The 20,403-nt window shown below is 71.6% G+C and carries 19 protein-coding genes and 1 tRNA gene; 14 read left to right on the top strand and 6 right to left on the bottom strand.

The window, feature by feature from the left end; genetic code table 11:
• Positions 1-20: 20 nt before the first annotated feature.
• The 3 genes from AC07FV_RS32685 to AC07FV_RS32695 form a co-directional block, all read right to left on the bottom strand.
• On the bottom strand, positions 21-692 hold the full coding sequence (locus AC07FV_RS32685) for a response regulator transcription factor (RefSeq protein WP_356609148.1): 672 nt from the start codon (positions 690-692) through the stop codon (positions 21-23).
• A gap of 336 nt (positions 693-1,028) precedes the next feature.
• Positions 1,029-2,396 carry a sensor histidine kinase gene (locus AC07FV_RS32690; RefSeq protein ID WP_479091245.1) on the bottom strand — a complete coding sequence of 456 codons (1,368 nt, stop codon included), beginning with the start codon at positions 2,394-2,396 and terminating at the stop codon, positions 1,029-1,031.
• 126 nt (positions 2,397-2,522) lie between these two features.
• Positions 2,523-3,749: a sensor histidine kinase gene (locus AC07FV_RS32695; protein ID WP_479091246.1), complete on the bottom strand. Its 1,227-nt coding sequence runs from the start codon at positions 3,747-3,749 to the stop codon at positions 2,523-2,525.
• Positions 3,750-3,935: 186 nt separating this feature from the next.
• Here AC07FV_RS32695 and AC07FV_RS32700 point away from each other — a divergent pair, with 186 nt between their 5' ends.
• The 12 genes from AC07FV_RS32700 (at position 3,936) to AC07FV_RS32755 (ending at position 15,881) form a co-directional block, all read left to right on the top strand.
• On the top strand, positions 3,936-4,376 hold the full coding sequence (locus AC07FV_RS32700) for an NADH-quinone oxidoreductase subunit A (RefSeq protein ID WP_383641702.1): 441 nt from the start codon (positions 3,936-3,938) through the stop codon (positions 4,374-4,376).
• The gene (locus AC07FV_RS32705; protein WP_479091247.1) at positions 4,367-4,987 is read left to right on the top strand and encodes an NADH-quinone oxidoreductase subunit B; all 621 of its coding nucleotides are present in this window, start codon (positions 4,367-4,369) and stop codon (positions 4,985-4,987) included. Before AC07FV_RS32700 ends, AC07FV_RS32705 begins: the two co-directional genes overlap by 10 nt.
• Complete coding sequence (locus AC07FV_RS32710) at positions 4,984-6,147, top strand: NADH-quinone oxidoreductase subunit C (RefSeq protein ID WP_479091249.1); 1,164 nt, start codon at positions 4,984-4,986, stop codon at positions 6,145-6,147. The genes AC07FV_RS32705 and AC07FV_RS32710 overlap by 4 nt, the downstream gene beginning before the upstream one ends.
• Positions 6,144-7,112 carry a complex I subunit 1/NuoH family protein gene (locus AC07FV_RS32715; RefSeq protein WP_356609138.1) on the top strand — a complete coding sequence of 323 codons (969 nt, stop codon included), beginning with the start codon at positions 6,144-6,146 and terminating at the stop codon, positions 7,110-7,112. Before AC07FV_RS32710 ends, AC07FV_RS32715 begins: the two co-directional genes overlap by 4 nt.
• Positions 7,113-7,114: 2 nt before the next feature.
• Positions 7,115-8,080: a NuoI/complex I 23 kDa subunit family protein gene (locus tag AC07FV_RS32720; RefSeq protein ID WP_479091251.1), complete on the top strand. Its 966-nt coding sequence runs from the start codon at positions 7,115-7,117 to the stop codon at positions 8,078-8,080.
• On the top strand, positions 8,077-8,814 hold the full coding sequence (locus AC07FV_RS32725; protein WP_479091252.1) for an NADH-quinone oxidoreductase subunit J family protein: 738 nt from the start codon (positions 8,077-8,079) through the stop codon (positions 8,812-8,814). The genes AC07FV_RS32720 and AC07FV_RS32725 overlap by 4 nt, the downstream gene beginning before the upstream one ends.
• On the top strand, positions 8,814-9,206 hold the full coding sequence (gene nuoK / locus AC07FV_RS32730) for an NADH-quinone oxidoreductase subunit NuoK (protein WP_356609134.1): 393 nt from the start codon (positions 8,814-8,816) through the stop codon (positions 9,204-9,206). Before AC07FV_RS32725 ends, nuoK begins: the two co-directional genes overlap by 1 nt.
• The gene (locus tag AC07FV_RS32735; protein WP_479091254.1) at positions 9,203-11,197 is read left to right on the top strand and encodes an NADH-quinone oxidoreductase subunit 5 family protein; all 1,995 of its coding nucleotides are present in this window, start codon (positions 9,203-9,205) and stop codon (positions 11,195-11,197) included. The genes nuoK and AC07FV_RS32735 overlap by 4 nt, the downstream gene beginning before the upstream one ends.
• A gap of 6 nt (positions 11,198-11,203) precedes the next feature.
• Complete coding sequence (locus tag AC07FV_RS32740; protein WP_479091255.1) at positions 11,204-12,802, top strand: complex I subunit 4 family protein; 1,599 nt, start codon at positions 11,204-11,206, stop codon at positions 12,800-12,802.
• Entirely contained in the window at positions 12,799-14,346 is a 1,548-nt protein-coding gene (locus tag AC07FV_RS32745; RefSeq protein WP_479091256.1) for an NADH-quinone oxidoreductase subunit N, read from the top strand. The genes AC07FV_RS32740 and AC07FV_RS32745 overlap by 4 nt, the downstream gene beginning before the upstream one ends.
• 258 nt (positions 14,347-14,604) lie before the next feature.
• Positions 14,605-15,468, top strand: coding sequence for a zinc metalloprotease HtpX (gene htpX, locus AC07FV_RS32750; RefSeq protein WP_479091257.1), 864 nt, complete (start codon positions 14,605-14,607; stop codon positions 15,466-15,468).
• Entirely contained in the window at positions 15,465-15,881 is a 417-nt protein-coding gene (locus tag AC07FV_RS32755; RefSeq protein WP_479091259.1) for a YccF domain-containing protein, read from the top strand. Before htpX ends, AC07FV_RS32755 begins: the two co-directional genes overlap by 4 nt.
• A 386-nt stretch (positions 15,882-16,267) precedes the next feature.
• On the opposite strand, the gene AC07FV_RS32760 is transcribed toward AC07FV_RS32755, so the two are convergent.
• A complete protein-coding gene (locus AC07FV_RS32760; protein ID WP_479091260.1) occupies positions 16,268-17,512 on the bottom strand; it encodes an APC family permease in 1,245 nt (414 codons plus the stop codon).
• Positions 17,513-17,648: 136 nt separating this feature from the next.
• Here AC07FV_RS32760 and AC07FV_RS32765 point away from each other — a divergent pair, with 136 nt between their 5' ends.
• Positions 17,649-17,918: a GlsB/YeaQ/YmgE family stress response membrane protein gene (locus AC07FV_RS32765; protein ID WP_479091262.1), complete on the top strand. Its 270-nt coding sequence runs from the start codon at positions 17,649-17,651 to the stop codon at positions 17,916-17,918.
• 101 nt (positions 17,919-18,019) lie between these two features.
• Here AC07FV_RS32765 and AC07FV_RS32770 read toward each other — a convergent pair whose 3' ends face one another.
• Positions 18,020-18,508 (bottom strand): YajQ family cyclic di-GMP-binding protein, encoded by a 489-nt coding sequence (locus AC07FV_RS32770; protein ID WP_356609118.1) that lies wholly within the window; start codon positions 18,506-18,508, stop codon positions 18,020-18,022.
• A gap of 234 nt (positions 18,509-18,742) precedes the next feature.
• On the opposite strand from AC07FV_RS32770, the gene AC07FV_RS32775 reads away from it, so the two are divergent.
• Positions 18,743-18,824, top strand: a tRNA-Tyr gene (locus tag AC07FV_RS32775).
• Between the two features lie 164 nt (positions 18,825-18,988).
• Here AC07FV_RS32775 and AC07FV_RS32780 read toward each other — a convergent pair.
• The gene (locus tag AC07FV_RS32780; RefSeq protein WP_479091263.1) at positions 18,989-20,356 is read right to left on the bottom strand and encodes a tyrosine-type recombinase/integrase; all 1,368 of its coding nucleotides are present in this window, start codon (positions 20,354-20,356) and stop codon (positions 18,989-18,991) included.
• Positions 20,357-20,403 lie beyond the last annotated feature (47 nt).

The following is a 20,403-nucleotide window of genomic DNA, read 5'->3' on the forward strand; positions in this document are numbered from 1 at the left end:
GTGGGCCGCCGGCGACCGCGTCAGGAGTTGAGGTAGGTGAGGACGGCGAGCACCCGCCGGTGGTCCCCGTCGCTCGGGGACAGGCCCAGCTTCATGAAGATGTTGCTGACGTGCTTCTCGACCGCCCCGTCGCTCACGACGAGCTGCCGCGCGACCGCCGAGTTGGTCCGGCCCTCCGCCATCAGGCCCAGCACCTCGCGCTCCCGGGGGGTCAGCCCCGCCAGGACGTCCTGCTTGCGGCTGCGCCCGAGCAACTGCGCGACCACCTCCGGGTCCAGGGCCGTCCCGCCCCGCGCGACCCGCACGACCGCGTCCACGAACTCCCGCACCTCGGCCACCCGGTCCTTGAGCAGGTACCCGACCCCGCGGCTGGACCCCGCCAGCAACTCCGTGGCGTAGCGCTCCTCCACGTACTGCGACAGCACCAGCACGCCGAGACCGGGGTGCGCCTTGCGCAGCTGCACCGAGGCGCGCACGCCCTCGTCCGTGTGGGTCGGCGGCATCCGTACGTCCGCCACCACCACGTCCGGCAGCTCACCCTGCGCGTCCAGCTCGGCGATGGTCTTGATCAGCGCCTCTCCGTCGCCGACGCCGGCCACGACCTCGTGCCCGCGGTCGGTCAGCAGTCGGGTCAGCCCCTCTCTGAGCAGCACCGAATCCTCGGCGATGACCACCCGCACCTTGTCCTCCACGTTCTCGGCCCCCCAAGCCCGTCCACCGCACGGTCCGCGCGGCCCGCGCCGCGTCCACGAACCGTCCGTGACAGGTCCAGCATTCCAGGATCGGGGGCCGGATGCGTCGGGGGTGACGGGAAGAGGACGGGGAGGGGACGGAAGGGGACGGCAAGAGGACGGGAGGAGCGGGGCGGAAACCCCGTCCGGCCGCCCCGCGACGGCTTGCCGGTCACATCGCCCGGGACGGGGGAGGCGCCGGGCGGACGGTTCCCGCGACGTCGTCCCGGGGGCCGGCCCCCGGGACGTCCATGCGGCCGGCCCTGCCGGCGTCTCGCGCGGCGGTCCCGCGCCCGCTCACCTGGCGACCGGCTCGCTCCGCCAGGGCAGCTCCGCCGTCACCCGCGTCGGTCCGCCGGCCGGCGAGTCCACGACGAGGATGCCGTCCACCGCGTCGAGGCGCTCCGCCAGTCCCGCCAGTCCCGACCCGGCCGAGGCGTCCGCGCCGCCCACGCCGTTGTCCACGACCTGGAGCATCAGCCGGTTCCGCACCCGCCACACCTCCACGGCGGCGGACGTGGCCCGGGCGTGCTTGCTGATGTTCTGCAACAGCTCCGACACCGTGAAGTACGCGATCCCCTCGATGGCCGACGCGGGCCGTTCCGTCAGGTCGACCTCCACGCGCACCGGCACGGTGCACCGCGACGCGACCGCCGACAGCGCCGCGTCCAGGCCGCGGTCGGTCAGGACCGCCGGGTGGATGCCCCGGGCCAGGTCCCGCAGCTCCTGGAGAGCCGTCTTCACCTCGCCGTGCGCCTCGTCCACCATGACCGCCGCCGCCCGCGGGTCCTCCCGCAGCTTCTCCTTCGCCAGGCCGAGGTCCATGGCCAGGGCGACCAGGCGGGCCTGCGCCCCGTCGTGCAGGTCGCGTTCGATGCGCCGCAGGTCCGCCGCGGCCGTGTCGACGACGACCCCGCGGTCCGACTCCAGCTCCACGACCCGCGTCGCCAGCCGGGACGGGCCCAGCAGCCCGTGCACCATCAACCGGTCCACCGTCGTCAGCGCCCGCACGATCCACGGGGTGGCCAGGGTGATCAGCAGGCCGACCAGCGCGGTCAGGGTGATCTCGAAGGGGTTGTCCAGGTAGACGCTGTGCGTCTCGTCGCCGTACAGCTGTATCCCGTCCTGCCCGGCCCACATCGGGAACACCCAGAACCACAGCGGGTACGTCAGCATCGCCCACCCGACCGTCCAGAAGTTCACGGCGACGACGAACGAGAACACCGACCACGGGAACTGGAGCACCGCGTACAGCAGGCTCCGCCACGAGGCGCCGCTCTTGAGCACGGCTCCCATCCACCCCATCGCGCCCTGCTTGCGCCGGCGCAGCGGCTCCGGGTCGGCCACCTGGAGACCCAGCAGGGCACGGGCCCGTGCCCGTTCCATCGCACCGAAGCCCCGGCACCCGGCGAGCGCCGCCGCCAGCACCGGGACCCCCAGGAACGTCACCAGCAGGCCGGCCCCCAGCGACACCATCGTGACGGCGTAGGTGAAGAGCAGGATGCCGATCGGCAGGCCCAGCAGCACATAGCCGAACTCCCGCAGGCTGCGCCCCTCGAAGGGGGCCCGCAGCCCCGCCGGCAGCCGGTGGCGTCGCGCCTCGGCGTCCCCGGCGAGACCGGGCCCGCTCCCGAACCCGTAACCCTGTCCGTAATCCGTGGCCATCGGTGCCGTCCTTCTCCTCGTCCTACGGCTCTGCTCTCGTAACTCCACCCTCCTGCACCGCACACCCACGGGCCATGGAGCCCGTCGGCGTCTCGGGAGGGGGTTTTCCCCACCCCGCCCGGTCCCCTACCTCGTGCCGGAGGCGGGCGCGTCGTCGGCGGCCGTGCGGTCGCGCCAGGGCAGCTCGGCCGTGACCAGGGTGGGGCCGCCCTCCGGCGAGTCGACGACGAAGAGCCCGTCGACGGCCGTCAACCGCTCGGCGAGGCCCTTCATCCCGGTCCCGCCGTCGAGGCTCGCGCCGCCCCGACCGTCGTCCCCGACCTGGATGAGCAGCCGGTCGGACGACCGCCACACCTCCACGGAGGCGGACCTCGCCCCGCTGTGCTTGCTCACGTTCTGCAACAGCTCCGAGACGGTGAAGTAGGCGATGCCCTCGATGGCCGCCGCGGGGCGCTCCGCCAGGTCGACGGTCACCGTGACCGGCGAGGTGCAGCGGGAGGCGACCGAGGAGAGCGCCGCGTCCAGACCACGGTCGGTCAGAACGGCCGGATGGATACCGCGCGCCAGGTCCCGCAACTCCTGCAACGCCAGCTTCACCTCGCCGTGCGCCTCGTCGACCATGGCCGCGGCGGTGTCCGGGTCCTCCAGGAGCTTCTCCTTGGCCAGCCCCAGCCCCATGGCCAGGTTGACCAGGCGGGCCTGCGCCCCGTCGTGCAGGTCGCGCTCGATGCGCCGCAGGTCCGCCGCGGCCGTGTCGACCACGATCCCCCGGTCCGACTCCAGCTCGGCGATGCGCCGCTCCAGCTCGTCGGACGGGGACAGCAGCGCGCGCACCATCGCCCGGTCGGCGTTGGCCAGGCCCCGCGCGATGAACGGCAGGACCGGCCACAGCACGAACAGCGAGGTCAACGTGATGACGAAGGTGAGGATGCCCCAGGGGAGCCGTACGAAGTCGTACAGGACCGTGCGCCAGCCCACCGGGTCCTTCAGCGCCATCCACAGCCGGGGCAGGAACCCGTCCCCGCTCCGGCGCGGCAGCCGGCTCGGCTCGTCCACCCGCACCCCCAGCAGCGCCCGGGCCCGCGCCCGCTCCAGCCTGCCCAGCAGCCGCGCGCCCATCAGTCCCACCGCCAGCAACGGGAACCCGACCACCGTCACCGTCAACCCGACGCCGACGGACAGCATCGTCACGACGTACACGAAGGTGAGCAGCGAGACCGGGAAGTTCGCCAGCAGATGGGCGATCTCCTTCCAGGTGTGCCGGTCGTAGGCGAAACGGGCCGGCGGCAGGCGGTCACCGGGCGCTGCGCCGGGATACCCGTCGGAGGGCGGTGTCGAGAGGCGTTCGGTCATACGGGTCAGCGTGCCGTGCGCCGGGGCCCCGCGCCATGAGGTGGGCCGCCAGGACGCACTGAGGAAAACCCCACCCCCGCGTCCCATAGTGCGACGGGCTGCTTACCGTCCCTTTATCAGGCCCTAGACTCCCGTGCGTACAGATCGTCGAACAGCAGCGTTCACGACAGGGAGCGAGGGACGGACGTGCCGGAACCGACCGTCGGTGGTGTGAGCGCCGGTGACGTACCGGCCGCCGAAGTGCCCGTCGGCCTCGCCGCGGACCACTTCCAGTCCTACTCGGTCGTCGGGCTGCTCGCCGTCGTCGGCGTGCTCTTCGTCGCCGTCGCCTTCGGCGCCGGCCGCCTGCTGCGGCCCGTGGTCCCGACCCCCGAGAAGCTGCTGACGTACGAGTGCGGCGTGGACCCCGTCGGCGAGGGCTGGGCCCACACGCAGGTCCGCTACTACGTCTACGCCTTCCTCTACGTCATCTTCGCCGTCGACTCGATCTTCCTCTTCCCCTGGGCGACGGTCTTCGCCGATCCTGGTTACGGAGCGACGACCCTCGTGGAGATGTTCATCTTCCTGGGCTTCCTGGCCGTGGGCCTGCTCTACGCATACAAGAAGGGCGTCCTGTCATGGACGTGAACCCCTCCTCCGAACCCGTGCCGCTCCCGGAGCCCGTGCCGCTCCCCGAGCCCAAGAGGCTGGGCGCGCTCTCGCGCCTCGCCCCGGAGCCGATGAAGGTCGTCCTGAACTGGGGCCGCCGGTACTCCCTGTGGGTCTTCAACTTCGGCCTCGCCTGCTGCGCCATCGAGTTCATCGCCGCGTCGATGGCCCGCCACGACTTCATCCGCCTCGGCGTCATCCCCTTCGCGCCGGGTCCGCGCCAGGCCGACCTGATGGTGGTGTCCGGCACGGTGACCGACAAGATGGCGCCGGCCGTCAAGCGCCTGTACGAGCAGATGCCCGAGCCGAAGTACGTCATCTCCTTCGGCGCCTGCTCCAACTGCGGCGGCCCCTACTGGGACTCCTACTCCGTGACCAAGGGCGTCGACCAGATCATCCCCGTCGACGTCTACGTCCCCGGCTGCCCGCCACGCCCCGAGGCGCTGCTCCAGGGCATCCTCAAGCTCCAGGAGAAGATCGCCCGGGAGTCGCTGGGGGAGCGGTACGGCACCTCGACCCGTCCGTCGGCCGCCGCCCTCCAGAGCGACCTGGTGCGACCGCCGGCGCCCGACGCGGGGGAGGCCCGATGACCGCGGCCGGCTGGCTGCCCGCCGACACCGAGCAGCTCTTCGGCACGGAGGCCACGGCCGAGGAGTCCTACGACGTCCTGACCGTGGACGTGCCGCCGGCGTCCTGGATCTCCGCGCTGGAGACCGCACGCGACCGGCTGGGCTGCACCTACTTCGACTGGCTCAGCGCGGTCGACGAACCGGGCACCGGCTTCCGCGTCGCGGCGCACGTCGTGGCGCTCGGGCCGGTACGCCGGCTGCTGCTGCGTACGACGGTCCCGCACGAGGCCCCGGCCCTGCCCACCGCCGTCGGCGTGTACGCGGGCGCTGCCTGGCACGAGCGCGAGACCCACGAGATGTTCGGCGTCACCTTCGCCGACCACCCCGGGCTGGACCACCTGCTCCTGCCGGAGAACTTCGAGGGCCACCCGCTGCGCAAGGACTTCGTCCTCGCCGCCCGCGTCGCCAAGGCCTGGCCCGGCGCCAAGGAGCCGGGGGAGTCCGACCACGGTGGCCCCCGCCGCCGCCAGATGCTGCCGCCCGGCGTCCCCGATCCCAACGAGTGGGGCCCGCTCAAGGGCCAACTCCCCGCCGCTCCGGCCCGCCCGGCACGCGGTGCGGCCCGCGCGGCGGGGGAGCGCCCGGCCCGCCGGACCCGCACGGCCACCGAGGGCTCCGCCAGTCAGGCGGCAAGCGCCGAGGCTCCGTCGACGCCGCGCCGTTCGCGTACGGCGGCGGAGGGCTCCGCCAGTCAGGCGGCGGCGGGCGCAGCGGCTCCGTCGGCGCCGCGCCGTTCGCGTACGGCGGCGCAGGGCTCCGCCAGCCAGACGGCCGCACCGGACGAGCGGGCCTCGACCACCGGCCCGACGGTCCGGCGCGCACGCAGCGCGAGCGAGGGCTCCGCATCCCAGCGGCCCGTTTCGGACGCTCCCTGGCACCACGCCCGGCCCGCCTTCGACGAGGTCGGTGAGACCGGCGAAGCCGGGGAGGCCGGGGGAACCGGGCAGACCGGGGAGGCCGGGGGAACCGGGGAGAAGGACGAGCCCGAGCAGGATGCGCGTCGTGCTGGTGCTGGTGCCGGCGCCGCTGCCTCGGACGAACCCGACGGCTCGGGAACCCCCTCCCCTGACCGCCGTCCGCACTCCCCGAACCGATCCGACTCCCCAGGAGGCACGCAGTGAACGACGCGCTCGACGTCGCCCTGCGACTCCTGATCGTCTTCGTCGTCTTCCTCACCTTCCCCCTGATCGTGGGTCAGACCGAGCACAAGGTGATGGCCCACATGCAGGGCCGCCTCGGCCCGATGTACGCGGGCGGCTTCCACGGCTGGGCCCAGCTCGTCGCCGACGGCGTGAAGTTCGCGCAGAAGGAGGACGTGGTCCCCGCCGACGCGGACCGCCGCATCTTCCAGCTCGCCCCCGCCGTCGCCCTGCTGCCGTACCTCCTGGTCCTCCTCGCGATCCCGGTAGGCCCCGGCGAGGGGGCCGTGGGCCAGGTCGTCGACGCCGGCATCTTCTTCGTCCTCGCCGTGATGGGCGTGGGCGTCCTCGGCTCGCTCATGGCAGGCTGGGCCTCCGCCAACAAGTTCTCCCTCCTCGGCGGCCTGCGCACCGCAGCCCAACTCCTCGCCTACGAACTGCCGATGCTGCTCACCGCGGCCTCCGTCGCGATGGCGGCCGGCACCGTCTCCCTCGTCGGCATCCTCGACGCCTTCGAGTGGTGGTGGCTGCCCTGGCAGATCGTCGGCGCGATCGTCTTCTTCGTCGCCGGGCTGGCCGAACTGCAACGCCCTCCGTTCGACATGCCCGTCGCCGACTCGGAGATCATCTTCGGCGCCTACACCGAGTACACCGGCCTGCGCTTCGCCCTGTTCCTCCTCGCCGAGTACGCCGGGATCGTCGTCCTGTGCGGCCTCACCACCGTCCTCTTCCTGGGCGGCTGGCACGGCCCCTGGGGTGCCGACGGCCTCGGCTGGGTGTGGACCCTGCTGAAGACGGCCCTCCTGGCCTTCGTCGTGATCTGGCTGCGCGTCACCTACCCCCGCCTCCGCGAGGACCAGCTCCAGAAACTCTCCTGGACCCTCCTCGTCCCCCTCTCCCTCGCCCAGATCGCCCTCACCGGCATCGTCAAGGTGGTGATCGCGTAACCATGGCCCCCCTTCCCGGCAGCGGCCTGGCCAAGGGCCTGGCCGTCACCCTCCGCACGATGACGAAGAAGACCGTCACCGAGCAGTACCCGGACGCCCAGCCCGAACTGCCGCCCCGAACCCGCGGCGTGATCGGTCTGTTCGAGGAGAACTGCACGGTCTGCATGCTCTGCGCCCGCGAATGCCCCGACTGGTGCATCTACATCGACTCCCACAAGGAGACGGTGCCGGCGGCGACCCCCGGCGGGCGCGACCGCAGCCGCAACGTCCTCGACCGCTTCGCCATCGACTTCTCCCTGTGCATGTACTGCGGTATCTGCATCGAGGTGTGTCCTTTCGACGCCCTGTTCTGGTCCCCGGAGTTCGAGTACTCCGAGACCGACATCCGCGACCTCACCCACGAGCGCGACAAGCTCCGCGAGTGGATGTGGACCGTCCCGGCCCCGCCCGCCCTGGACCCCGGCGCGGAGGAACCGAAGGAACTCGCCGCCGCCCGCAAGACCGCCGACAAACTGTCCTCCCAGCAGGAGACATCCCAGCAGGAGACGCCCCCGCGGGGGGCACCTCGGCAGGAGATGCCCCCGCAGGCAGCTCCCCCTCAGGCAGCTCCCCCTCAGCAGGCGCCCCGGCCGGAGTCACCCGCGCGGGAGACGCCCCGCCAGGCCGACCAGCAGCCGGAGGCCTCGCGGGAAGCGCCCGGGGCCACCGAACCGCACGCCGACGAGCAGGCCCGCGCGGCCGAGCAGGCCACCCGCCCGATGGGCGACTCCAAGCAGCAAACGGACCAGCCGAGGCCGAACGAGCCCGGGCCGAGGCCCGACCAGCCGACGGCAGGCCGGCCCGGGCCGGGCCAGCGGAACGAGCCCGACCAGCCCGACCGGGGGGACGAGCCCGACCGGCCCGACCACCCCGACCAACGGGACGAGCCCCGCCGACCCGACCAGCCGGAACAGGAGGACCGGGGATGACGCCCGCCGCGACCGCCGGCCACCTCGCCGTGCATCCCACGACCTTGGCAGCCGAATCCCACGGCTTCCTCTCCCCGACCGGCGTCGAGATCGCCTTCCTCCTCGTCGGCCTGGTCACCCTCGGCGCGGCCGTCGTCACCGTCACCACCCGGCAGCTCGTCCACGCCGCCCTGTGGCTGGTGGTGGCCCTCGGCGGCCTCGCCGTCGAGTACCTCCTGCTCACCGCCGAGTTCATCGCCTGGGTGCAGGTCCTCATCTACGTCGGTGCCGTCGTCGTCCTCATCCTGTTCGGGCTGATGCTCACCAGGGCGCCCATCGGCCGCTCCCCGGACGCCGACTCCGGCAACCGCTGGGCCGCCCTCACCGTGACCCTGGCCGCCGCCGCTGCCCTGGTGTGGGTCGTCGTCGACGCCTTCCGCACGACCTGGATAGACCTGGACGGCCCGGCCGCCGGCTCCACCGCCGTGACCGGAGCGAGCCTCTTCCAGAACTGGGTCCTCCCCTTCGAGGCCCTCTCCGTCCTCCTCCTCACCGCGCTCGTCGGCGCCATCGTCCTGTCCCGCAAGGCGAAGGCGGACCGCGCCACCGACCCCGGCCGCACCGCCGACCCCGGCCGCACCGTCGAGCCGGGCGGCGCCCCCGAGCCGGGCCGCTCCCCCGAGACGGGCCGCTCCCCTGAGGCCGGTCGGCCGACCGCCACGCCGAACGGTGCCGACAAGGCCGGTGACCGCTGATGCACCTCGCCTATCCCGCCGTCCTCTCCGCCCTCCTGTTCTGCACGGGCCTGTACGGCGTCCTCGCCCGCCGCAACGCGATCCTGGTCCTGATGTCGGTCGAGCTGATGCTCAACGCCGTCAACCTCAACCTCGTCGCCTTCGACGTCTGGCTCAGCAGGACCGCCGAGGAGACCCTGCACTCCGGCCAGGCCCTGACCCTGTTCACGATCGCCATCGCGGCCGCCGAGATCGGCATCGGCCTGGCGATCGTGCTCGCCGTCCACCGCAACCGCGGCACCTCGGACATCGACAAGCTCCGCGACACCGCGGAGGGCCACGAGCCGGACGGTCCCGACACCGATTCCCCCGCGACCGGGACGGCCGCCGAGAAGGCTGAGGCCACCGCGTGACCACGACCACCCTCGCCGTCCTCGTCCCCCTCCTCCCCTTCCTGGGGGCAGCCGCCGGCCTTCTGCTGGGCCGTACGGCGCCCGGATTCGTCCGCCCGCTCGCCGTCCTGCCGACAGCGGTGGCCCTCGTCCTCGCCGTCCTGGTCGCCACCCGTCAAGGCGGCGACGAGCCCGTGGACGCCGTCACCGAACTGACGCCCACCGGTTCGGTGCCCATCGAACTCGCCCTGCACATCGACGGCTTCGCCGCCCTCGTCGCGGTCCTGGTCGGCTGCGTCGCCACCTGCGTGCAGATCTACTCCACGGGCTACCTGCGCGACGACCCGCGCTACTCCTCGTACGCCGCTCTCGTCTCCCTGTTCACCTCCGCCATGTTCCTCGTCGTCTACTCCGGCGACCTGATGGTGCTGCTGGTCGGCTGGGAGATCATGGGCATCTGCTCGTACTTCCTGGTCGGCCACTACTGGGAGACCCCGGAGGCCCGAGCCGCCTCGCTCAAGGCGTTCCTGGTCACCAAGCTCGGTGACGTCCCCTTCCTGATCGGCCTGCTGGCGCTGGCCACTGAGGCCGGCTCCTTCCGCATCACCGAGATCCTCGGCGCGGTGGCGAGCGGTTCCCTCGACCACCCGACGCTGATCGCCCTCCTCCTGCTGGCCGGCGTGGCGGGCAAGTCGGCGCAGTTCCCGCTGCACACCTGGCTCCCCGACGCGATGGCGGGCCCGACACCCGTCTCCGCGCTGATCCACGCCGCGACGATGGTCGCCGCCGGTGTCTACTTCGTCGCCCGGCTCCTTCCCCTGTTCGAGGCCTCGCGGGCCGCGATGATCGTCCTCGCCGCCATGGCCGCGGTCACGATGGTCGGCTCGGCGCTCGCCGCGCTCGCCCAGGACGACATCAAACGCGTCCTCGCCTACTCGACCATCGGACAGCTCGGCTACATGACCGGCGCCCTCGCCGCCGGCGACCGCGGTGCCGCCGTCTTCCACCTCATCTCGCACGGTGCCTTCAAGGCGCTGCTGTTCCTCGCCGCCGGCGTGATCATCCACGCCGCCGGCACCAATTCGCTGGCCGCCATGTCCCGTATGCGGGGCCTGCGCGACCGCGTCCCGGACGCCTACTGGACGACGACCGTGGCGCTGCTCGCACTCGCCGCGATCCCGCCCTTCAGCGGCTTCTTCTCGAAGGAGTCCGTCCTCGTCGCCGCGGAGCACGTCGCCACCGGTCACACCGAGCACGCGCCCGGCGCGGCGGGCTGGACCGTCCTCGTCGCCGGTCTCGTCACGGCCCTGCTCACCGCCGCCTACGCGACGCGCCTGTGGCTGCTGGCCTTCCGCGGCCGGGGCGCCGAAGCCCCCGACCACGGCCGGCAGCCGCTCGTCATGAACGCCGTGCTCTGGGTCCTCGCCCTCCCCTCGCTCGCCCTCGGCGGGCTCGCCTTCCGCCTGCTGCCCGACTGGTTCGACGGCCAGGACCTCACCCCGACGCTCACCACCTCCGTGCTCGGCACGGGTGTGGCCCTGGTCGGCGGCATCGTCACCTACGCCGCCTGGCGCCACACCACGGCGTTCGCGGACCGCCCGCCGCTGGGGGCGGTCGCGGCGCACCCGGAGGGCGACGCCGCCCGCGTGGAGGCAGAGGCCATCGCCAGCCACGAACCCGCCTACGGAGACATCGCGTACGCCCCCGACCCCTCGGACCCGGGACGGCTCCTGCTGGGCCCCCTGCACCGGCACGCGGCCGTCGGCTTCCACCTGGACGCGGTGTACACCACGCTCTTCGTCCGGCCGGTGCAGGCAGGTGCGAGCCTCGTCCGGTTCCTGGACCGCGAGGTCGTCGACACCTACGTACGCGGGGCTGGCGCCCTGCCCCGCTGGCTCGGCACCGCCGTCCGCCGGGCCCAGACCGGCAATGTGCAGACCTATGTGAGCGCGCTGCTCGCCGGCACCGTCGTCCTCGCGGTCGCCGCCGTCCTCGTCGCCACGGGAGCGTGAGCAGGCGTGATCGATATCAACGAGTCCCTGATGCAGTTCCTTCTCGCGTTGATCGTCGTCGGCCCGCTGATCGGGGCCGCCGCCGCTCTGCTCCCGGCCCCGCCCGGGCTGAAGGGGAAGTCACCCGAGCAGGCGGTGCTGCGGCACGGCGTCACCGTCACCGGCGTCATCCTTCTCGCCGTGATCGTCCTCGTGCTCGGCTTCGACCACGACCACCCCTCGAAGATGCAGGCCAGCACGGACATCAGCTGGATCCCCGCACTCGACGTGCGCATCCACCTCGGCATCGACGGCATCTCCCTCCCCCTGCTGGTGCTGACCGCGCTGCTGACCTTCCTCTGCGCGCTCTACTCGTACTGCAGGCAGCGAAACGAGCGGCTGACACAACGAGCCCCGGCCCCGAGCCCGAAGGCCTTCGTCGCGCTGCTGCTCGTCCTGGAGTCCGGCACTCTCGCGACCTTCGCCGTCCTCGACCTGATCCTGTTCTTCCTCGCCTTCGAGATGGTCCTCATCCCGATGTACTTCCTCATCGCCCGCTGGGGCGGCGAAGGACGGGCCGCGGCGGCCTGGAAGTTCATCCTCTACACCCTCCTCGGCTCCGTCGTCATGCTGCTCGGCCTGCTCCTGATCGGACTCACGGCGGGCACATTCGACATGGTGGCACTCGCCACTGACAACGGCCGGTCGCTGACCGCATCCGTGCAGGTCATCGCCGTTCTGGCGATCGGGATCGGGCTCGCGGTGAAGACCCCGATGTGGCCGCTGCACAGCTGGCTGCCCGACGCCCACACCGCCGCCCCGACGGTCGGCTCGGTCCTGCTGGCCGGCGTCCTGCTGAAGATGGGTACGTACGGGTTCGTCCGCATCCTCCTCCCGATCGCGCCGGACGGCTTCCAGACCTTCGCGCCCTACCTCGCGGCCCTCGCCGTCGTCGGCATCATCTACGGCTCCCTGGCCTGCCTGGCCCTGGTCAAGCGGGGCGCGAAGGGCGACCTGAAACGCCTCATCGCCTACTCCTCCGTCGGCCACATGGGCTTCGTCCTGCTCGGCATCGCGACCATGACCCCGACCGGCGTGAACGGCGCCCTGTTCGCCAACATCGCCCACGGCCTCATCACCGGCCTGCTCTTCTTCGTGGCCGGCGGACTCAAGGACCGCACCGGCACCACCGATCTCGACACCCTCGCCGAGGAGACCGGAGCCGCCCTGTACGGCAGGGCACCGCGCCTCGGCGGCCTGCTCGCCTTCGCCGCGGTCGCCTCGCTCGGCCTGCCGGGTCTGGCCGGATTCTGGGGCGAGATGCTGGCGCTGTTCGGCGCCTTCGACCCCCACGAGGGCCTCAGCCGCCCCGCCTTCCTCACCTTCATGGCCGTCGCCGCCTTCGGCACGCTGCTGACCGCCGCGTACATGCTGATCGTGGTCCGCCGTGTCTGCATGGGCGCCGTACCGCGGGAAGCCCCGGCCCTCACCGACGTACGCACGTACGAGTTCGCCGCCTGGACGCCGCTCGTCGCCCTCACCGTCGTCGCCGGACTGTGGCCCAGAACCCTTCTCGGCCTCACCGACCCGGCCGTGCAGCAGCTCCTCTCAGGAGGCACCCGATGAGCTCCCCGGCCCCGTCCCTCGCCCAGACCCTCTCGCAGTCACCGGCCCAGAACCTCGTCCAGTCCGTCGACTGGCTCGCCATCGCGCCGCCCACCATCGCCGCGGTCATCGGGCTCGTCGTCCTCGTCACCGACCTGTTCGTCAAGGACGCCCGCAAGCCGCTGCTCGGCTGGATGTCGGTCGCCGGGCTCGCCGCCGCCGCGCTCATGCTGCTGCCCCTGGTGAACGGCGACCGCTCGACGTTCTGCCGGACCGGCGACGCCGACGTCTGCAGTTACACGGCCGACACCTTCACCCTCGCCCTCCAGTTCCTGGTCCTCGGCGGGGCCCTTCTGGCCGCCCTGCTGTCGGTCACCGCCCTGAAGGACGCCGACCGCGGACTCCCCGAGGGCGAGTTCTGGTTCCTGCTGCTCTCCTCCGCGGCCGGCGCCGCCCTCCTGCCCGCCTCCCGCGACCTCGCGACCCTCATCGTCGCCCTGGAGGTCGCCTCCCTGCCCGCCTTCGCGCTCGTGGGCCTGCGCCAGGGAGACCGGCGCTCCTCCGAAGCGGCCCTGAAGTTCTTCCTGTCCTCGGTCACCGCGACCGCGGTCAGCCTCATGGGCATCAGCTTCGTGTACGCCTCGACCGGCACCCTCTACCTCACCCAGGTGGCCGAACGGATCACCCACGTCGACGGGCAGCTCACCACCCTCGCGCAGACCGGCGTCGTCCTCACCCTCGTCGGCTTCGCCTTCAAGACGGCCGCCGTGCCCTTCCACTTCTGGGTGCCCGACACCTACGTGGGCGCACCCCTGCCGATCGCGGCCTACCTGTCCGTGGTCGGCAAGGCGGTCGGCTTCTCCGGCCTGATCCTCGTCACGGTCATCGCCCTCCCGTCCTACGCGGACGTCTGGGGGCCCGCCCTGGCGGCGCTGGCCGCCCTCACCATGACGGTCGGCAACGCGGGAGCCCTCCGCCAGCGGACCACACGCGCGTACAGCGCGGTGCGCCTGCTCGCCTGGTCGTCCGTCGGCCAGGCCGGCTACCTGCTGGTTCCGATCGCCGCCGCCGGGTACTCCGACGAGCCCGAGCGGGCGATCGGCTCCACCGTCGCCTACGCCCTCATGTACGCGGCGGTGAACCTCGGCGCCTTCGCGGTCGCCGTGCTCGTCGGCCGTACGCGGCCCCGCAACCGCGTCGCCGACTACCGGGGCCTGTACGCCTCCCACCCGCTGACCGCCCTGCTCCTGGCGTTCTTCCTGCTGTGCCTCGCCGGGCTGCCGCCCGGCATCATCGGCCTCTTCGCCAAGGTCACGGTCTTCTCGGCGGCCGTCGACGCCGGGCTCGGCTGGCTGGCCGTCGTCATGGCGGTCAACGTCGTCATCGCGCTGTACTACTACCTCCGATGGACGGCCCTGCTGTTCCGGACGCCCGAGAACGCGACGGAGAGGCATCGCGTCCCCGCGCCCGTCACGGCCGCGCTCACCCTGACCGCGCTCCTGGCGGTCGCCCTCTCGGGAGCCCCCCAGCTGATCCTGCGCTTCGCCGACACCGGCCTCTTCTGAGCGGGTCGGCTTCACGTACGCGCGCGTGAGGTACCCGGCCGCGGCGCACGGTGTCCGCTGCGGCCGTCACCCGCATGGACCACGCGCGCCGCGGTGAGCGCCGGGGAACTGGCGGCCCTCGCCTGGCGTTGACCAGTACGGAAGGGTCCACTGGACGTGATGCCACGCCACCGGTGGCATCGGAGTCCAGGAAGCAACCACAGCGAGCGACACCTGCAAGCAAAGGGTTCCCCTGCTGCACCACTTGGAGGGCGTACCGTGCACCGCCGGCACAACGGGCTCAGGACGGCAGTACTCCTCGGGGGACTGTCGGCGCTCATCATTCTCATCGGCAGCTTCTTCGGCCGAGCGGGGCTCGTCGTCGCCGTACTCGTCGCCCTGGGCACGAACGCGTACGCGTACTGGAACAGCGACAAGCTCGCTCTGCGCGCGATGCGCGCCCGTCCGGTGAGCGAGTTCGAGGCCCCCGGGCTCTACCGGATGGTCCGCGAGCTCTCCACCCAGGCCCGCCAGCCCATGCCCCGCCTGTACATCTCGCCGACGGAGGCACCGAACGCCTTCGCGACCGGCCGCAACCCGCGCAACGCGGCCGTGTGCTGCACCGAGGGCATCCTGCGTCTGCTCGACGAGCGCGAGCTGCGCGGTGTCATCGGCCACGAGCTGAGCCACGTCTACAACCGCGACATCCTGATCTCGTCCGTCGCCGGCGCCCTGGCCTCCGTGATCATGTTCCTGGTCAACTTCGCCTGGCTGATCCCCGTCGGCCGGTCCAACGACGATGACGGGCCGGGTCTGCTGGGCATGCTCCTCATCATGATCCTCGGTCCGCTCGCCGCCACCGTCATCCAACTGGCGATCAGCCGCTCCAGGGAGTTCGAGGCCGACGCGTCCGGCGCCCAGCTGACCGGCGACCCCATGGCCCTGGCGGGCGCCCTGCGCAAGCTGGAGACGGGCACGAAGCAGCTGCCGCTGCCCCCCGAGCCCCGGATCGAGACCGCCAGCCACATGATGATCGCCAACCCGTTCCGCCCGGGGCAGGGGGTTTCGAAAATGTTCTCCACTCATCCGCCCATGGCGGAGCGGATCGCCCGACTCGAAAAGATGGCAGGTCGACAGCAGTGAAGACCATCCTCAACGTCATTTGGCTCGTCCTCAGCGGCTTCTGGCTGTTCCTCGCCTACCTGGTCGCGGGGCTCCTGCTCTGTGTGACGATCATCGGCATCCCGTTCGGCATCGCGGCCTTCCGCATCGGCGTCTACGCCCTGTGGCCCTTCGGCTACACGGCGGTCGAGCGCCGCGACGCGGGGGCGCCCTCGTGCATCGGCAACGTCCTGTGGCTGGTCCTGGCGGGCTGGTGGCTCGCCATCGGCCACATCGTCACCGGTATCGCCCTGTGCGTGACCATCATCGGGATCCCGCTCGGCGTCGCCAACTTCAAGCTGATCCCGGTCTCCCTGCTCCCGCTGGGACGCGAGATCGTGCGCACGGACCAGCCGTTCACGGCCACCGGCTCCACGCAGCGGAACGGCTGGTAGGAACCGCCGCTTTCCACAACCGCGGGGTTGTCCACAGGCTCGCTCGGCTGTCGGCGGCGACCTGCACCATGAATGCATGACCGAGAACGGGCAGCCCGCCCCCCCCGCACAAGTGGCCACCGACCCGCGCAACGCCCATTCCTGGGAGCGGAGTTCCCTCCCGGCACCCGAGCCGACGGCACTTGCCGGGATACGAGAAGGCCGAACGAAGGTCTGAAGTCGCCGCCGGGGGACCGGCTTCCGCATACGTACGGCGACCGGACCCGTAGGGGTGGCGGACACGGTCACTCCGCCGGCGTCCGCCACTCACGGCACGCCGGACGTCCGGTGTCGCGAACGCCCGCCGCGACGAGCCCCGGCACCCGGCCGAGACACCCCCGTCGCGTCTACCGCGGGACCTTCCCCCTTCGCCCCCGCGTGCCCCCGTACGCCACCGCGCCCGCGGCCAGCACACCTGCGCCCACGATCACCGAACCCGCCGGAAGGGAGAAGGCGAGCACCAGACATCCGACGAGACCCAGCGCCGGCACCACCCGCGACGCCCGCGAGGTGTCGAGCGTCCAGGCCGAGGCGTTGGCCACCGCGTAGTACGCCAGCACACCGAAAGAGGAGAAACCGATGGCACTGCGCACGTCCACCGTGGCGGCGAGGACCCCGACCACCGCTCCCACGGCCAGCTCCGCGCGGTGCGGTACCCGGGAACGCGGGTGCACCGCGGCCAGTGCTTCGGGCAGGTGCCGGTCCCGCGCCATGGCCAGCGTCGTCCGTGAGACGCCGAGGATCAACGCCAGGAGGGAGCCCAGCGCGGCCACGGCGGCGCCCACCCGCACGACCGGAGCCAGCCCCGGCAGACCCGCCTCCCGCACGGCGTCCGCCAGCGGCGCCGTCGCCTGTCCGAGACCGCCCGGGCCCAGCACGGAAAGCACACCCACCGCCACACAGCCGTACACGATCAGTGTGATGCCCAGGGCCAGCGGGATCGCGCGCGGGATGGTGCGCTCCGGGTCCCGGACCTCCTCGGCGAGCGTCGCGATGCGCGCGTATCCCGCGAAGGCGAAGAAGAGCAGACCGGCCGCCTGGAGGATGCCGCCCGACACTCCGACGTCCAGCCGACCGGCGTCGGCCCGGCCCGACCCGAGACACACCACCACCACGGATGCGAGGACCACCAGCACCACAGCCACGATCGCCCGCGTCACACGGGCCGACTTCTGGATGCCGCCGTAGTTCACCGCCGTCAGCAGCACCACGGCCGCGACCGCCACCGGGTGCGCCTGCTCCGGCCAGACGTACATGCCCACGGTGAGCGCCATGGCGGCGCAGGAGGCCGTCTTGCCCACGATGAACGACCAGCCCGCGAGGTACCCCCAGAAATCCCCGAGCCGCTCACGCCCGTAGACGTAGGTGCCACCCGAGGCCGGGTAACGAGCGGCGAGCCGTGCCGAGGAGGTGGCGTTGCAGTAGGCGACGACGGCGGCCACCGCGAGGCCGAGCAGGAGCCCCGACCCGGCCGCTCGGGCCGCGGGTGCGAGGGCCACGAAGACGCCGGCGCCGATCATCGAACCGAGTCCCACGAACACGGCGTCGCCCACGCCCAGGGTGCGCCGCAGCTGAGGACCGCCAGGTGTCATGCGTCGCACCCTACTGATCGACGCAACCACCAGGAGTGATCGGAACGTCCCCCTGACCAGGAAGACATGAACACCGCGGAGACCGGTCCGACGGACGGGACCGCGTGGGTACTGGGCGAACGGGCAGGTGCACGGCATGACGATCTTGAGCTGGATCATCCTGGGACTGCTGGCCGGGGCGGTCGCCAAGTTCCTGCTGCCGGGCCGTGATCCGGGAGGGCTCGTCGGCACGACCCTCATCGGCATCGCGGGGGCGTTCATCGGCGGCTGGATATCGGCCCGTTGGCTCGACCACCCGGTCAGCAAGGACTTCTACGACGGTGCCACGTGGGCGGCGGCGATCGGCGGTTCCCTGGTGCTGCTGATCGCCTACCGGCTCCTGTTCGGGAACTCGCGCGATCGATGACGCGATAGGCACCCGGCCGACGCGAAGGGCGGGCACCCGCGGGCGCCCGCCCTTCCCCGTCGGACGGGACCTTGCCTGTCGTCCTGCCTCGGATCAGCAGGTCACCGGTAGTTCACGAACTGCAGCGCGAAGTCGAAGTCCTGGTTCTTCAGCAGGGCGATCACGGTCTGCAGGTCGTCCCGGCTCTTGGAGGAGACCCGCAGCTCCTCACCCTGCACCTGAGCCTTCACGCCCTTGGGACCCTCGTCGCGGATGAGCTTGGCGACCTTCTTCGCGTTCTCCTGGGAAATGCCCTCCTCGATCGACGCGAAGATCTTGTAGTCCTTGCCGGAGAGCTGGGGCTCGCCCGCGTCCAGCGCCTTCAGCGAGATGCCGCGCTTGACCAGCTTGGACTGGAAGACGTCGAGGACGGCGTTGACCCGGTCCTCGGAGTTGGCCTCCATGAGGATCTTCTCCCCGGACCAGGAGATCGAGGCGCCCACACCCTTGAAGTCGTAGCGCTGCGAGAGCTCCTTGGCGGCCTGGTTGAGGGCGTTGTCGACCTCCTGCCGCTCGACCTTCGAGACGATGTCGAAACTGGAGTCGGCCATGTCCTGTGGCTCCTTGTATCTGGTGCGTGTCGGGCCGCGTATCGGGTCCGTACCGGCATACGTCGGCGACCGCCGGGCCCGCGGGGACCCTCGGCCGCATCCGGACAAGACTAGCCACCCGCCGTCCCCCGGGTGGCGATCAATCGGGTGGCGAAGCACCCCTCCACATCGGGTATTGTTTACGTCGTTGCCACGGAGCACCGCCGCAAGGCGGTTCGAAGGGCAGCGAACCCCGGCGGTGTGCCCGAGCGGCCAAAGGGAGCAGACTGTAAATCTGCCGGCTCAGCCTTCCCAGGTTCGAATCCTGGCGCCGCCACACGACCGAAAGGGTCTGTGACCAGCAGCAATGCTGATCGCAGACCCTTTCGTCATTGACGGGTCCGACCTGATCGTTATGGGTGCTTTTTCTCAGTGTGTCTCACCCTGATTCGGGTGCTGACCAGTCTGTGTGGGGCAGGCGTGGGGCAGCTTCCGGCTGTCCTAGCTGCCGTTTTTCAGTGCCCGCTCGATGCGGGCGTTCGCCGTGGCGGCGCCGCCGTCCAGGCACTTCGCGTATACCCGGAACAGCACAGCCACACTGTGGCCGGCGCGCGCGGCCACTTCCTGCGGCTCCACGCCAGAGCTGAGCCACGTGGAAACGGCGGCGTGGCGAAGATCATACGGACGCTTCGCCAGCAGCGACGCGCACTGAGCGGGCGTGAGGGCGCGCGTACGGGCTTCCGCCCACACTTCGCCGTATCCAGTGTCCTGGATGAGTCCTCCGCGCTGCGTTCGGAACAGTCGCCCGTCGGGGGCGACGCCGTAAGCGGTGACGTGCCACCGGAGCAGGTTCACGAGATCGGGCGGGATCGGGACGGTGCGGACTGCTTTCCGGGGCCGGTGTTTGAGCCCTCGCCGGTCGTGCGCCTCTCCGCTGTCCGTCCAGGCCGACCCCGAGCGCGGGCGGGTTTCCCGGAGTCGCAGAGTGCCCCACCCTCGGCGGGGCAGGTCGCAGTCCTGGAGACGCAAGCCGATGACTTCCGCCGGCCGTGCCGCCGCGTAGTACATGCAGCCGAAGAAGGCGACCAGGCGCCGCCCGCGGGGGCTCTGCCTACGCACGGCATCGAGCAGGGCGAGAGCCTGCCGGGGGTCCGGAACCGAGGCGGGGTCCAGTTCCTCCGCGACCTGCTCCGGGGACTTCCACTGCACCTGTGGCAGGGGGTTGTCCGTCAGACGTCCGGCGTCAACTGCGTAGCCGAGTGCGTTGTGAAAGATGGCCCGCTTCCGGCGGATGGTCGACGCTGCTGCTGTGGTGCCGTCCAGTTTCTTGGTCAAGGCGTCCAGGGCGGCGCGTACCTGCATGCGGTCGGCCAGCGCGGACGTGGGCAGGGACTTCCGCTCGAACCATGCCAGCACGGCGGCCACGTCGTCCGGCGGTTCCTGGTCACGGCGGCTCACGTTGAATGCCCAGCTATAGAGGGCCGTCCGTACCGTCTGAGCATCAGCCATGCCCTTGGCGTCCCTAATGAGAGCGGGCGTAACGGTGGCCATGGCTTCCGCGAGCGTCCGGCGTGTGGAGCCGGGGGAGTGCTGCCACTTCATCTCGATGTACTCGCGGGCGTGCTGGTACCAGTTGACGTCGTTGCGTTGCCGCAACTCGGACAGCGGCGCCCCGGTGGATTCGTCGAACGGCTCGCCGGCGTGAGCCGCCCGCAACAGCTCGGCGCGGCGGCCTTCCGCCAGTGTCTTGGTGCGGAACGTCTGGGAGTGCGGGGTGTCACCCGTCTTCCAGCGCAATTCCGCGGAGGTCTGTCCACGATCCTTCCGCTGGCGGACGGACCAGATCCGAACGTCGTACGTCTTCCCCATCGGGGGCCTTCCTGTGAAAGGGGCCCCGCCATGGCGGGGCCCCGTCG

The organism is Streptomyces sp. NPDC045956 (genome assembly GCF_056430705.1).